Here is a 13,213-nt window from a genome sequence, read left to right as displayed (position 1 = left end):
TGAACTGCGCAACGCGGGGACTAGGGCGTTGCTGCGCGTGGGCGTGGCGAGTATGAGTCGGATCGATGGCGCGTGTGCCGCGCCTGTTGCATGGGCCGCCGGCGCCATATGTGCATGCGCGATGCTTTCGCGAGCTGGCCGTTTACAGATCGCGCGTTCGAGCGCGCTCCATTTCGACGCGCCCGTTCACCGGCTGCCCGGTCCGTAACTCGCGGCGCGGAATAAACGCACATCATGCGGCGTCGATGCGCCGATGCTGCCGCGCTTCGGCGGAGCGCACCGTCGCGCCGCGATTGCGTCCCGTCACGATCGTGCATTCGATGTGCGGCATGCCGCGCGTGGCTTCGCGCGCCGTAGCGAGCGCGCCTTCGGCGTCGCGGGCGCTGCCGACGATCGCAAAGCCCGTCGGCCCCCACGAAGTCTGGCCGATTCCGGCGGTGCGCTGCGCGGCCACGGCGCGCAGCGCACGCTCGACGCCGGGGCTCGCGAACACGCCGCCTTGCACGGGCGCGAAGTATTCGCCGATGGTCTGCTGCATCTCGGTCAACCCATGCGCGAACGGCACGATGTTCCGCTCGGCGGCGCCAGGCAGGATCTTCATCAGCACGAGGTGGCAAAGATGCGCGGCAAGTTTCTGAGGAAACGGCGCGAGCGCGGCGAGGCCGCGCCGTTCGTCAGCGCCGTGCAGACCTTCGCGTGAATTGTCGCTGACGAGCAGCACGCGCCAGTCGTCGGGAAACGGCTGGCGTGCGAGCAGCGGCGGCACGCCCGGATGCAGATCGCCCGACGGGCCGCCGTCCACCAGCAGGCCGCCGGAATCGAAACCGAGCACGCCGATGCCCGAGCGCGCGCCGCGTCCGAGCAGGGCCGCGAGTTCGGCGCTCGGCGCGACGTGGCCGAGCAGCCGGACGAACGCCGCGCCGACTGCGAGCGCGAGCTGCGTCCCCGATCCGAGGCCCGTGTGGGCGCGCGGTGTCTGAGTGACGTCGATCGCGACGGGCGTGGGGTCGTAGGCGGCGTGCAGCCGTTCGAGACATACCGCGATGCGCTCGCGTTCCGCATCGGACACCGCACCGTCGATGCGGTCGCGTTCAGCGAGCCGCGCTTCGACGCGAGTGCCGCCGCCGTCGATCACGAGTCCGACGCTGCCGAACGCGCGTCCGAGCGACGCATTCGGGTCGAGAAAGCCCAGATGCAACCGCGCGGGGGCGTCGACCGTCACGGTGGCGTCAGGCGGAAGGCGGCGAACGTGAAGCTGCATCGCAAGTGTCCTTGTTCGGGCGTGATCCAGTGTAGGCCGCGCACGGCGAGCCGCACACGCCGCCCTGGCGACGGCGTGTGCCGTCCCGTGGGCGGCCGGCGCAGGACGTTAAGCGAAAGCCGTACCAGGCACATACGGGGACGTCCGCTTTCAGACGTACCAGATGACGTGCGGGCCGCTTCCGCTTCGCCGCTCCCGCTTAGCCGCTCCCGCCTCAGCCGCCCTCGGCGGCTCCCTCCGCTTTCGCCGCGTCGTACTTGATGTAGCGAAAGCGCTGGTCGTCGCTCGGCGTGCCTTCCAGCGGGCCGCCTTCGGTGGCCGGCTGCCACTGGATGAACGACTCGATCTTGTTGGCGAGCGCAAAGTCCTTGTCGGTGATGCCTTTTGCGGAGTGCGTCTTCAGCTTCACGATCACGAATGCATAGGAGACCGTGAGATCGGGGTGATGCCATGCGGCTTCCGCGAGATGGCCCACTGCGTTCACCACCATCAACGTTCCCTTCCAGCCCTCGGTGCGGTATTTGCGCCGCAGCCAGCCGTCTTCCACGTACCAGTGCTGGAGCGGTCCGACGAGCCGTTGCTGGATCTCCTCGTCGGTATAGGTCTTTTCGGTTTTTGCCATGATCGCTTCTCCGCGGATGTTGGTTCGATCGATAACACTCATGTTGCGCTGCAAATGACCCGCCACTGGATGCGCCGTACTCGCGCGAACCCGATACAGCGCTTTTGCGAAGCGGTTCTCCCGCGGCCTGCGACGCGACGGACACGCTTCGTATCGGGCAATGACACAGTATGTTCCACATGCCCGGATTAAGTGGTGTGACGGCGTGACACCGCCGAACGGCGTCTCGCGTCATTGCCGTTTGATACAGCCTGCGCACGGCGCTCGAACGGTACCCGACGCGCGGCGCGTAGCCTGATGCGGTGTGCCTGTGCGGCGTTTTCAGACCGGCTTGTGGCGGCGAAGGCGGCGCGTGCCGCTGCGCGACCGGCATGGAATATGCGTTGGCCGTCATGCGCCGCAAACCCGACAACGATTGGGAATGGCGCTGATCGTTACCCTGCATCCGTGGAGGGCGCGCCCGGTGCGACGAGGTAGCGTGGGTCATTCGTGAGTTGAACAGCAAGACCATTCTGGAGGAGACATGAACTTACGCACCACGGTTCTTGGGCTCGCGATCCTCGCGTCGGCAGCCATGAGCTCTATCGTTGCACAGGCCGATTCGCAGCTCGATGGGCTCATGAAAAGTCCGTCGAACTGGGCGGCGCAGGCAGGCGATTATGCGAATCACCGCTACAGCCCTCTCAAGCAGATCAACGAGAACAACGTCGGCAAACTACAGGTCGCGTGGACCATGTCGACCGGCGTGCTGCGCGGCCATGAAGGCGCGCCGCTCGTGATCGGCGACACCATGTATATCCACTCGCCGTTCCCTAACAAGGTGATTGCGATCAACCTGAAGGATCAAACATTCCTCTGGCAGTACCAGCCGAAGCAGGACGATTCGGTTGTCTCCGTGATGTGCTGCGACACAGTCAATCGCGGGCTCGCCTATGGCGACGGCAAGATCTTCCTGCAGCAAGCCGACACCAAGCTCGTCGCGTTGAACGCCAAAACGGGCGACGTGGTCTGGACCGCGCAGAACGGCAACTCCAAAGCCGGCGAAACGAACACCAACGCGCCGCACGTTTTCGGCGACAAGGTGTTGACGGGCATCTCGGGCGGCGAGTTCGGCGTGCGTGGACGTCTGATCGCGTATGACATCAAGACCGGCAAACCGGCCTGGACCGCGTACAGCACGGGTCCGGATAAAGACATGCTGATGGACCCCGACAAAACGATGACCTACGCCGACGGCAAGATGGTGCCGGTGGGCGCGGACTCGTCGCTGAAGTCCTGGAAGGGCGATCAGTGGAAGCTGGGCGGCGGCACCACGTGGGGCTGGTATGCGTGGGATCCGAAGCTCAACCTTGTCTACTACGGCACCGGCAATCCCGGCACATGGAACCCGACGCAACGTCCGGGCGACAACAAGTGGTCGATGTCGATCATGGCCCGCGATCTGAATACCGGCATGGCGAAGTGGGTCTATCAGATGACGCCTCACGACGAGTGGGACTACGACGGCGTCAATGAAATGATCCTGTCGGATCTGACGATCGACGGCAAAAAGGTACCCGCTATCGTTCACTTCGACCGCAATGGCTTCGGCTACACGTTGAACCGCGAGAGCGGCCAACTGCTCGTTGCTCAGAAGTTCGACCCCGCCGTGAACTGGGCCGACAGCGTCGACCTGAAGAGCGGCAAGCCGATTCGTAACGCGGCGTATTCGACGCAGGCAGCAGGTTCGGATCACAACGTGAAGGGCATCTGTCCGGCGGCGCTCGGCTCGAAGGATCAGCAGCCCGCAGCGTACGACCCGAACTCGAGCCTCTTCCTCGTGCCGACGAATCACGTTTGCATGGACTACGAACCGTTCGATGTCGACTACGTGTCCGGTCAGCCGTATGTGGGCGCGACGCTGTCGATGTATCCGGGTCCGAACGAGAACAATGCGATGGGCAATTTCATCGCGTGGGATGCGGCGAAGGGCAAGATCGTCTGGTCCAAGCCGGAGAAGTTCTCGGTGTGGTCGGGCGCGCTCGCGACCGCTGGCGGCATTGCGTTCTACGGCACGCTGGAAGGCTACCTCAAGGCGGTTCGCATCAAGGACGGCAAGGAGTTGTGGCGCTTCAAGACCCCGTCGGGGATTATCGGCAACGTGTTCACGTACCAGTATCAGGGCAAGCAGTACGTCGGCGTCTACTCGGGCATTGGCGGCTGGGCCGGCATCGGCATGGCGGCAGGACTCGAGAAATCGACGGAAGGCCTCGGCGCGGTGGGCGGTTATCGCGAGCTCGCGAAGTACACGGCGCTCGGCGGTACGCTCTTCGTGTTCGCCATTCCTGGCGGCAACAGCTGAGGGCAGGTCGTTCGAATCGCGCGGCCGGTTCGCTCCTGGTGAAGCACCGGGGGCAGCCGGCGGCGCCGGTTCGTCAGGACGGTTCAATGCGGGTTCGAACTACGAGTCACATACGAGTCACATACGAGTCACATACGAGTCACATACGAGTTACCAGGTCCGCGCGCTTGCAGAGATGCAGCAATGCGTCGATGAAACGCATCGCGCGCGGCTCTAACATCAGGAGACATCTGTCTATGAAACGCCGAGCAATCTTGTTGCGGGCGGCACTGCCCGTCGTTTTCGTCATGCTGCCTGTCACGTACGCCCAGACCAATCCCGCGATGGCCCAGGTGGCGTACAAGGTGGTCGACGGCAGCAAGGTGGACGCCAATACGTTGCAAGGATGGAAGACCTGGCGCGCGCTTGCATGCGAACGCTGCCACGGCGCGCAGCAGCAGGGCATGGTGGGACCCTCGCTTGTCGACGCCTTCAAGACGCTCGACAAGAACGAGTTTCACCGCACGGTGTTCGGTGGGCGGGTCGACAAGGGCATGCCTGACTTCAGTTCCAGCCAGATGATGCAAAAGAACTGGGAGAACCTTTACGCCTATCTGAAAGGGCGCTCCGACGGGCAGATCAAGCCCGGCGATCTGCAGGCCATCGACGCGAAATAGCGCCGGCGCCACAACTTCAGGAGGTGATCGATGCGTCATCGCAAACTCATGCACGCGCATGCCGCGCTCGTGGCAGGCGCGCTGTGCTATGCGGCGCTCGCAAGCGGCGCGGTACGCGCCCAGGGCGAGGCGGCGCTGCCGAACAACGACGGCGCCGACGGCGTTCTGCGAGTGTGCGCGGACCCGAACAACATGCCCCTGTCGAACAACAAGGGCGAGGGTTACGAGAACCGCATTGCGAGCCAGATGGCGAGCGACTTCGGCTACAAGCTCGAATACACGTATTTTCCGCAGCGCATGGGCTTCGTGCGTCACACGCTGCGCGAGAAGGTGGCCGACAGCGAGCGCTACAAATGCGATCTGATCATCGGCGTGCCGAAAGGCTACGACATGACTTCGACGACGCAGCCGTATCTGCGCTCCACCTATGCAATGGTGTTCAAGAAGCGGCCCGAGCTGGCCGGCATCAATACGCCGGACGATCTGCTCAAGCTGCCGCCGGATCAATTGCACAAGCTGCGCTTCGGCATCTTCTCGCAGACGCCCGCGGTCGACTGGCTGCTCGGTCATAACCTGATCGATCAGGCTGTGTCGTATCAGGTGCAAAGCGGCGATCCGCAGGAATATCCCGGCCAGATGATCGAAAAGGATCTGCAGGCTGGCAACGTGGACGTCGTGTTCCTGTGGGGGCCGATTGCCGGCTACTTTGCGAAACGTTCCGGCGATTCGGTGAAGCTCGTGCCTTTTCCGGCCACGCCGGGCATCCGTTTCGACTATACGATCTCGATGGGCGTGCGCTACGGCGAGAAGGCGTGGAAAGACAAGGTCGATCAATGGATCGGCGCGAACCACGACAAGATCGACAGCATCCTGACCAGTTATGAAGTACCGCTTCTGAAGCCCGTCGATGCGCCGTCCGGCAAGCCCGCGGACGCATCGCCATGACGGCGGCGCAAGCCGGTGTGCGACGTGAATGGCGGCGCATGCTTGCGGCAGGCGCTGCGAGCATCGCGTGCTTTACGGGTTTTGCGTGCCTGATCGGCGATGCGCACGCGGCCGCGCCTGCCGCGGGGACCAGCGAGATATCGCCGGCCGAGCGGCTGATCTTCACGACCGATCATCTGCACGGCGTCGCGCAGCAAACCGAACTCGACTACGCGCTGCTCAGTTCCGACCCGCCCGCGCGCGGCACCGACATCGTCAAGGTGCTCGTGACGAGCCCGGACAACGCGAAGGGCGACGCCCAGGTGTCGGATCACAGCGGGGCCGTATCGTTGCCGAACGGCGGCTTGCAGTGCAACCCGGTGATCATCTATTTCCTCGAACGCGACATCGCCGAGATGGAGCAGTTGACGGGCGGACAACGGCGCTATTTCCAGCAGCGCTTGCGGCTCGCGCTTGCCGCCGGGCCGAAGATCGAAACGGTGACGAGCCAGATAGACGGCAAGCCGGTGAAGGCTCAGCAGATCGTCGTACAGCCCTATCTCGACGATCCCAATGCCGAACGTTTCGCTCAGTACACCGCGAAGCGCTACACGTTCCTGATCGCGAGTACGGTACCGGGCGAGGTCGCGTTGATTCGCACGGAGGTGCCCGGCGCGAACAACGACTTCGCGCATCCGCTGCATAGCCGCACCCTGAGCTTCCAGGCTGCGTTGCGCAAGCTGCCGCCGCCGGGGAATGCGCCGAACGTACCGAACACACCGAACGCGCCCGTCAAGTCGTCGAACGCGCCGCGCGCAAGCCGGTAGCGGACGCGCGGCCGTGAACTTCATCCGCTCGCTCACGCTGCGTCAATTGCAGATCTTCGTCGTGGCGAGCCGCTATACGAGTTTTGCGCGAGCCGCCGAAGAATTGCATCTGACGCAGCCCGCGGTGTCGATGCAGATTCATCAGCTGGAGGAGGCGGTCGGCCTGCGTCTCTTCGAGCGGATCGCGCGTAAGCTCGCGCTGACCGAAGCCGGCGAGAAGTTCAGCCATCACGCGAGCCGGATTCTCGGTGAGATCAAGGACGCGGAGGACGCGATGAGTTCGCTCAAGCAGGCCGATAGCGGCTCTATTGCAGTGGGCATCGTCAGTTCCGCAACGTATTTCGCGCCCAAGTTGCTCGCGATGTATTCGCATCTTTATCCGAAAGTCGACGTGCACTTCTCGGTCGGCAACCGCGATGCGCTGTTGCGCCTGCTTCAGGACAACGCGATCGATCTCGCGATCATGGGACGTCCGCCGCCTGAACTGGATACGACAACGGAGCCGCTCGCGTGGCATCCGCAAGTGCTCATCGCGCCGGTTGACCATCCGCTCGCGGGCGCGCAGCGCTTTGACTTGCAGGAGTTGCGCGGCGACACGTTTCTGCTGCGAGAACCCGGCTCGGGCACCCGCATGGCCGCGGAGGAAATGTTCCGGCAGCATCTTTTCACGCCCGCGAAAGTCGTCACGCTCGGCAGCAACGAAACGATCAAGCAGGCAGTGATCGCCGGAATGGGCGTGAGCCTTATTTCGCTGCATACGCTGCTGCTGGAATTGCGGACGAAAGAACTCGCATTGCTCGATGTGAACGGCACGCCGATCGAGCGCACGTGGCAGATCGTGCATTTGCGCGCCAAGCAGCTTTCGCCGACCTGCATGATGTTCCGGCAGTTTCTGCTGGAACAGGCCGCGGCTTATCTGGAGCGCGAGTATGCGGTATTCGTACGGCCGCCCAGCAAGCCGAAGGTCCTCATACCGGCAGTCGACGATGCGTCCGCGTGACTCGCAATTTTGCCGGCGGCGCAGGGTGTGCCGGCCATAGGAGATTGCACCGATGGGATCCAGCGAACAGCTTCAGGACTGGCGTCTGCATGCGCTGCAGATCGAGGAGGAAGTCGCGAGCGCCGTGATCGGCCAGGCAGAGGTGATCCGGCTCATCACCGTTGCGTTGTTCGCGCGCGGGCATGTGCTGCTCGAAGGCGGCGTGGGCGTCGGCAAGACGACGGTGCTGCGCGCGTTTGCGCGTGTCGTAGGCGGCGATTTCGAGCGCGTGGAAGGCACGATCGACCTGATGCCGGGTGATCTTGTGTATCACACGTATGTCGATGCCGAGGGCAGGCCGCGTATCGATCCAGGCCCGCTTCTGCGACACGGCGAGGCTCTTACGACATTCTTCTTCAACGAAATCAATCGGGCGCGTCCGCAGGTTCAGTCGCTCTTGTTGCGCGCGATGGCCGAGCGCTCCGTCTGGGCGTTCGACCGCGAATACCGCTTCCCGCACATGACGGTGTTCGCCGATCGCAACAAGGTCGAGAAAGAGGAAACCTTCGAGCTCGCCTCGGCGGCGCGCGATCGTTTTCTGTTCGAACTGAGCATGCCGACACCGGACGACACCGACGTGCGGCGCGCATTGGTGTTCGATGCGGATTATCACGACGTCGACCGGCTGCTGGCACGGCTTTCTGCGGCTATCGTGCCGTGGGAACAGCTGAATCAGGCTGGCGCGGCCATTCAGCACAGCGTGCAGTCGAGCGAAACGATCGAACGTTATGTGCTGGACATCTGGCAGGCAACCGAAACGCCGCAGCGTTTCGGTATCGCACTCGACGGCGTGGACATGGATCGGCTCATTCTGGCGGGCGCGAGCCCGCGCGGCATGAGCGCGCTGTTGCGCGCGGCGCGTGTGGTGGCGTGGCTCGCGGGACGCACGCATCTAATTCCCGAGGACATTCACGCGGTGTTGCTGCCGGCGCTCGGCCACCGTGTGTTCTTCACGCCGATCTACGAGTTGCGTCGTCAGGAACTGGCGGAGGCGCTGACCGCGCAGATTGTCGACAGGCTTGCAGTGCCCTGATCCATGAAAGAAATCGCGGAATTCCATTACCGTTTGCCGATGCGTTCGTCGGGCTTTCGGCCCGGCTCGCATCGCGGATCGAGCTTTGGTGCCGGCCAGGAATTCGCAATGCATGGCCGCCTGTTCGACTATCCGGACCCACGTCGCATCGATCTGCGGGCAAGCGTGCGCGCGGCCCGTTCCGAGTGGCTCGTGAGAGTGCATCTGCAGCGCGCCGCGGTGCCCGTGCAGGTGCTCGTGGATGTGTCGGCGTCGATGCGCTTCGGCACGCGCCGCAGCAAGTTGCAGGTAGCCGCGGATTTCGTCGAAGCATTGGGGTACAGCGCGTTTCGCGTCGGCGATCCGTTGGGGATGCTCGCGTTCGATAGCGCCGCGCGCGACGACCTTTTCATGCCGCCACGCTCCGGGCGCGGCATCGGCAATTTGCTTGCGGGGATGTTGCGCGAGAGCGCAGGTGTGGACGCGGGAACGGGCGCGGACTTCGCTGCGGCAGCGGTCTCGGGTAACCGCAGCGGCAACCGCAGCGGCGATGGCAGTGGCATTGGCAACCGCAACGGCAGCGGCAGCGGCAGCGTCGGCGCGTTGCAGCGCATTGCGTCGACGCTTGCGGGCCGTCAGGCGCTGGTCTTTCTCGTCTCCGATTTCCACTGGCCGCTTACAGCATTGCCGGCGGTGCTCGATCTGCTGGTGCATGCGTATGTGGTGCCCATCGTCGTGTGGGATGCTGCCGAGATTGCGCCGCCCGCGGGCGGTCCGCTGCTTGCGGTGAGGGACGCCGAGTCCGGTGCGCGGCGCACGCTGTGGTTAAGCGCCGGCGCGCGCGAACGCTGGCACGAAGGCGTTGCACGGCGCCGCGCGGAACTCTCGCAGATGTTCGGCAAACGCGCGATGCAGCCGTTCTACATTGAAGGCGCGTTCGACCCGGAAGCGATGTCACGCTATTTTCTGGAGGCAATCGCATGAGAGCAAATGGTTCGTCGCGCCGCCTCCGGTTCGCCCTCGTGCTTGCCATTTCGCTGATGCCGGCGATGATGCCGTCCACCAGCAGCGCAGCGGCGAGCGGCGCGGCCTTGCAGCCGACGGTGCAGGAACCGCGCGCATTCGGCTACCTGCTGGGCGACGTCCTCACGCAACGCATTCTGCTCAAAGGCGACGGCTACGATATCGGCACCGTAACGCCGCCTTCGCTCGGTCGCACCGATTCGTGGCTCGAACGCCGGCGGGTTCGTAGCGAAACCGACGCCGACGGTCGTCGGTGGATGGCGATCGACTACCAGATCGTCAACGTGCCGACGACACTCACGCAGGTTGCGTTGCCTGCGTTGTCGCTGACGTCGTCGTCCGGCGCGACGCTTCAGGTGGGCGAATGGCCGCTCAGCATCGGTCCCGCAACGCCCGCGAATCCGTTCAACGTCGGCGACCTGCAAGCGCTGCGTCCGGACCGCCAGGCGCCCGCGGTGCCCACAGCCGCGCTTCGGCGGCAGGCGGGCTTCGCGCTTGGCTTGCTCATGCTGACCTTGTTGTCGTGGGCTGGCTGGTGGTTCTGGCGCAACGCGCGCGAGTCGGCGCGTCTGCCGTTTGCACGCGCCTGGCGGGAACTGCGGCACATGCAGCGCAAGCCACGAGCGAGCGGGCCGCCTGGGGACGCGTCTGCGGAGGCATGGCTTTGCCTGCATCGAGCGGTGAACGAAACGGCGGGCCACGTGGTGCATGTGGGCGCGCTGTCGGGTCTCTTCGTTCAAGCGCCCTATCTGCAACCGTTGCGCGCGCAACTGGAGCAGTTCTACCGGCAATCGGCCGAGCGCTTTTTCAGGCCTGCGCCCGCGGGCGACGCCTATCCGCTGCGCACGCTGTGCGAGGCGCTGTATCGCGCGGAGCGGCGCCACCAGCGATGAACGATATGGCGCTCGACCTGGCTCACCCCTGGCTGCTTGCGCTGCTGCCGCTCGTGTTGCTGCCGCTGTTGCCTCGCCGCGCCGACACGCTCCCGTTTTCGTGGATCGCATGGCTGCCCGACGATCGCGCCGGGCGATGGACCGGCGCCGTCGCGCAGGGCAGTGCGGTGCTGGCGATGCTCGCGATCGTCATCGGTCTGGCCGGTCCTGGGCGTTCGCCTCGGGAGGTGGTGCGCACGGGCAGCGGCGCGCAGATTCTGATTCTGATGGATCGCAGTGCCAGCATGGACGAGCCGATGAACAGCAAAGGTGTCGAGGTGAGCGCAGGGGAATCGAAGAACAGAGTGGCGCGCGCTTCGTTGACGCAGTTCGTCGCCCAAAGGCCGAATGACCGGCTCGCATTCATGATGTTCGGCACGAGCCCGTTGCTTGCAATGCCGTTCACCTACGACCATCGCGCGATCGACGCCGCTATCGCCGGTACTGCGGTAGGCCGCGGCATGCCCGATACGCAACTCGATCTCGGGCTGCTCACGGCAATCGGTGAATTCAATCAGCAGCATTCGTCGAGCCGCCGCGCGATCGTTCTCGTTTCGGACGGCGGCGCGAAGCTCGACGCGCGCGAGCGGCAGTTGATCGAGGACGGCCTGCTGCGCAACGAGATTGCGCTTTACTTCATCTATTTGCGCAGCAGCGTATACAGCCCCGATCTGAACGCTGCCGTACCTGCGAGCGAGTCGTCCGCTGAAGCTGAGCTGCACCGTTATTTCCTGTCGCTCAAGACACCTTATCGTTTGTTCCAGACCGGTAACGCAAAAGCAATGAGGGACGCGATGGCCGAGATCAACCGCCAGCAAAATGCGCTGACTACGTTTATCGAGCGTTTGCCTCGCGAGGACTTCAGTCCGTACTGCTTCGCGGTCGCGCTTGCAAGTTGCGTGCTGCTGATGGCACTACGGCTCTTTCAGGTGCGGGTGTGGTCATGAAGCGCTCGTCGGTACATATGATCTTCGGAGCCGTGGCGCTGTGCTGCGCGGCCGTAGCGGCTTACAACTGGATCGAAGTGCAGCGGGCGGAGCAGGTGAACCGGACCGTTGCGGCAACCGTCGTGGCGAACAAAGCGGGGTCCAAAGATGCGAAGCGCAACGTTGCCAGCACCGACGATGTGCCCCAGGTCAGGCTCGCGCGCGCAGTGGCGTTGTCCAAAGACGGCGCTTACGATACGGCGGGCCCACTCTTCGAGTCGCTGATTCGGGAGCAGCCCGAAGGCGAGGTCGGACGCGCGGCGCTGTTCGATCTCGGCAACCTGTACCTGCGGCAGGGCATCGGACATAGCCCTTCCGGCGCGATCGAATCGCTTGCAATGGTCGAGGAAGCCAAGGCGCGCTACCGCAGCCTGCTACGCATTGCACCGGACGATTGGGATGCGCGCTACAACCTGGAACGGGCGTTGTGGCTCGCCCCCGAAACGCGTTCCGCATCGGGCGCGCCGGACGTGAAGGAGCAGCACGACGTCAAGGTGCGCGATCCTGAAAGCAAGGACTTGCCGTGAGCCTCGGGGCCCAAACACGTGGTTTTCTCGCAGGCCGTCACTGGACGATGCCAGCCGCGCTCGTGCTGCTGATTCTCGCGCTTACCTTGCCGCCGGTGGCGTTGCCGCGCGACACGTCGAGCTATGTTGTCACGTTCGATATCACGCAGAGCATGTACGTTGAGGACGTCGTGCTGAACGGCGCGCCGGTGAGCCGGCTCGCGTTCGCGCGCGCCGCGATGCGCGAGGCACTCGGTCGATTGCCGTGCGGCTCGAAAGTCGGCTGGAGTGCATTCACCGGGCAACGGAGTTTTCTGCTCGTGGCGCCGGTCGAAGTCTGCGGCAACTATGACGCGCTGCTGTCGTCGCTCGATCGGATCGACGGGCACATGCGCTGGACGAACTACAGCCGTATTGCAGAAGGCGGTGTGTATTCGGCGGTTCGCGTGGCGCAGGAGATCGGCGACAGCACAGCCGTCGTGTTCCTCACCGATGGACAGGAGGCGCCGCCGCTGCTGCCCTCCGATGCGCTCAAGCAGGATATCAATCCCGCTCACGTGAAGGGCTGGTTGATCGGCGTGGGCGGCGATCAACCCGCGCCAATTCCGCGCAGCGATGCCCACGGAAATCGCATCGGCTTCTGGCAGGCGGACCAGGTGGTACAGGTCCCGCAGATGCACGCGTCCGCGACTCATGCCGAGAGTCGCGAGGAGTTGTCGGCGTTGCAGGGGCACTATTTGTCGTCGGTGGCGGGGCAAGTCGGGTTCGGCTATGGGCGCCTCATCGACGCCGCGTCATTGCGCGACGCGTTGCTCGATGCACGGCTTGCTCACCGGGAAAGCGTGCCGACCGATTTGCGCTGGTGTCCCGCAGCGCTCGCGCTGCTGCTGCTCGTCTGGCGCTTCATGCCGGACATCGTCGTTGTCTCCGCGTGGATGCGCGCCGGCGCGCGCCTTTTCCGTCCTGCGCGAGGCGCTCGCGCAGATAGCGCACCGCTTGCTGGCAACGTGCGGACAGCGGCCACCCGAAGCGAGGAATCGATCACGACGTAGCAATGACAGCTGCGCCTCGTTCTTCGCCGCTG

General features: G+C 64.4%; 13 protein-coding genes. 11 read left to right on the top strand and 2 right to left on the bottom strand.

Features of this window, described 5'->3' with window-relative positions; genetic code table 11:
• Positions 1–232 precede the first annotated feature (232 nt).
• Together H281_RS0106750 and H281_RS0106745 are read right to left on the bottom strand one after the other, a co-directional pair.
• Complete coding sequence (locus H281_RS0106750; RefSeq protein WP_020066323.1) at positions 233–1,261, bottom strand: beta-ribofuranosylaminobenzene 5'-phosphate synthase family protein; 1,029 nt, start codon at positions 1,259–1,261, stop codon at positions 233–235.
• A gap of 214 nt (positions 1,262–1,475) precedes the next feature.
• A complete protein-coding gene (locus H281_RS0106745; protein ID WP_027804352.1) occupies positions 1,476–1,883 on the bottom strand; it encodes a 4a-hydroxytetrahydrobiopterin dehydratase in 408 nt (135 codons plus the stop codon).
• 574 nt (positions 1,884–2,457) lie between these two features.
• Here H281_RS0106745 and H281_RS0106740 point away from each other — a divergent pair.
• From H281_RS0106740 to H281_RS0106690, 11 genes are all read left to right on the top strand, one after another.
• On the top strand, positions 2,458–4,224 hold the full coding sequence (locus tag H281_RS0106740; protein WP_370687530.1) for a methanol/ethanol family PQQ-dependent dehydrogenase: 1,767 nt from the start codon (positions 2,458–2,460) through the stop codon (positions 4,222–4,224).
• A 236-nt stretch (positions 4,225–4,460) separates the two neighbouring features.
• The gene (locus H281_RS0106735; protein WP_020066320.1) at positions 4,461–4,880 is read left to right on the top strand and encodes a c-type cytochrome; all 420 of its coding nucleotides are present in this window, start codon (positions 4,461–4,463) and stop codon (positions 4,878–4,880) included.
• Positions 4,881–4,910: 30 nt separating this feature from the next.
• A complete protein-coding gene (locus H281_RS0106730; protein WP_020066319.1) occupies positions 4,911–5,825 on the top strand; it encodes a substrate-binding domain-containing protein in 915 nt (304 codons plus the stop codon).
• Entirely contained in the window at positions 5,822–6,631 is an 810-nt protein-coding gene (locus H281_RS0106725; RefSeq protein ID WP_020066318.1) for a hypothetical protein, read from the top strand. Before H281_RS0106730 ends, H281_RS0106725 begins: the two co-directional genes overlap by 4 nt.
• Positions 6,632–6,644: 13 nt before the next feature.
• Entirely contained in the window at positions 6,645–7,631 is a 987-nt protein-coding gene (locus tag H281_RS0106720; RefSeq protein ID WP_020066317.1) for a LysR family transcriptional regulator, read from the top strand.
• 52 nt (positions 7,632–7,683) lie between these two features.
• A complete protein-coding gene (locus H281_RS0106715; RefSeq protein ID WP_020066316.1) occupies positions 7,684–8,703 on the top strand; it encodes an AAA family ATPase in 1,020 nt (339 codons plus the stop codon).
• Between the two features lie 3 nt (positions 8,704–8,706).
• Complete coding sequence (locus tag H281_RS0106710; RefSeq protein WP_020066315.1) at positions 8,707–9,666, top strand: DUF58 domain-containing protein; 960 nt, start codon at positions 8,707–8,709, stop codon at positions 9,664–9,666.
• Positions 9,663–10,598, top strand: coding sequence for a hypothetical protein (locus H281_RS0106705; RefSeq protein ID WP_020066314.1), 936 nt, complete (start codon positions 9,663–9,665; stop codon positions 10,596–10,598). The genes H281_RS0106710 and H281_RS0106705 overlap by 4 nt, the downstream gene beginning before the upstream one ends.
• Positions 10,595–11,584: a vWA domain-containing protein gene (locus H281_RS0106700; protein ID WP_020066313.1), complete on the top strand. Its 990-nt coding sequence runs from the start codon at positions 10,595–10,597 to the stop codon at positions 11,582–11,584. The genes H281_RS0106705 and H281_RS0106700 overlap by 4 nt, the downstream gene beginning before the upstream one ends.
• Positions 11,581–12,150, top strand: a complete 570-nt coding sequence (locus H281_RS0106695; protein ID WP_020066312.1) for a hypothetical protein — start codon at positions 11,581–11,583, stop codon at positions 12,148–12,150. Before H281_RS0106700 ends, H281_RS0106695 begins: the two co-directional genes overlap by 4 nt.
• The gene (locus H281_RS0106690; RefSeq protein WP_408735236.1) at positions 12,147–13,181 is read left to right on the top strand and encodes a vWA domain-containing protein; all 1,035 of its coding nucleotides are present in this window, start codon (positions 12,147–12,149) and stop codon (positions 13,179–13,181) included. Before H281_RS0106695 ends, H281_RS0106690 begins: the two co-directional genes overlap by 4 nt.
• Positions 13,182–13,213 lie beyond the last annotated feature (32 nt).

It is taken from the genome of Paraburkholderia caledonica (assembly GCF_000383275.1).
In the GTDB taxonomy this organism is placed as follows: domain Bacteria; phylum Pseudomonadota; class Gammaproteobacteria; order Burkholderiales; family Burkholderiaceae; genus Paraburkholderia; species Paraburkholderia caledonica.
This window is presented reverse-complemented; position numbering and strand designations above follow the sequence as displayed.

Bases quoted from the DNA above. Each gene is read 5' to 3' on its own strand.
- H281_RS0106730 (WP_020066319.1), top strand. From the start codon at position 4,911: ATGCGTCATCGCAAACTCATGCACGCGCATGCCGCGCTCGTGGCAGGC.
- H281_RS0106695 (WP_020066312.1), top strand. From the start codon at position 11,581: ATGAAGCGCTCGTCGGTACATATGATCTTCGGAGCCGTGGCGCTGTGC.
- H281_RS0106705 (WP_020066314.1), top strand. From the start codon at position 9,663: ATGAGAGCAAATGGTTCGTCGCGCCGCCTCCGGTTCGCCCTCGTGCTT.
- H281_RS0106715 (WP_020066316.1), top strand. From the start codon at position 7,684: ATGGGATCCAGCGAACAGCTTCAGGACTGGCGTCTGCATGCGCTGCAG.
- H281_RS0106750 (WP_020066323.1), bottom strand. From the start codon at position 1,261: ATGCAGCTTCACGTTCGCCGCCTTCCGCCTGACGCCACCGTGACGGTC.
- H281_RS0106735 (WP_020066320.1), top strand. From the start codon at position 4,461: ATGAAACGCCGAGCAATCTTGTTGCGGGCGGCACTGCCCGTCGTTTTC.
- H281_RS0106740 (WP_370687530.1), top strand. From the start codon at position 2,458: ATGAGCTCTATCGTTGCACAGGCCGATTCGCAGCTCGATGGGCTCATG.
- H281_RS0106700 (WP_020066313.1), top strand. From the start codon at position 10,595: ATGAACGATATGGCGCTCGACCTGGCTCACCCCTGGCTGCTTGCGCTG.
- H281_RS0106710 (WP_020066315.1), top strand. From the start codon at position 8,707: ATGAAAGAAATCGCGGAATTCCATTACCGTTTGCCGATGCGTTCGTCG.
- H281_RS0106725 (WP_020066318.1), top strand. From the start codon at position 5,822: ATGACGGCGGCGCAAGCCGGTGTGCGACGTGAATGGCGGCGCATGCTT.
- H281_RS0106745 (WP_027804352.1), bottom strand. From the start codon at position 1,883: ATGGCAAAAACCGAAAAGACCTATACCGACGAGGAGATCCAGCAACGG.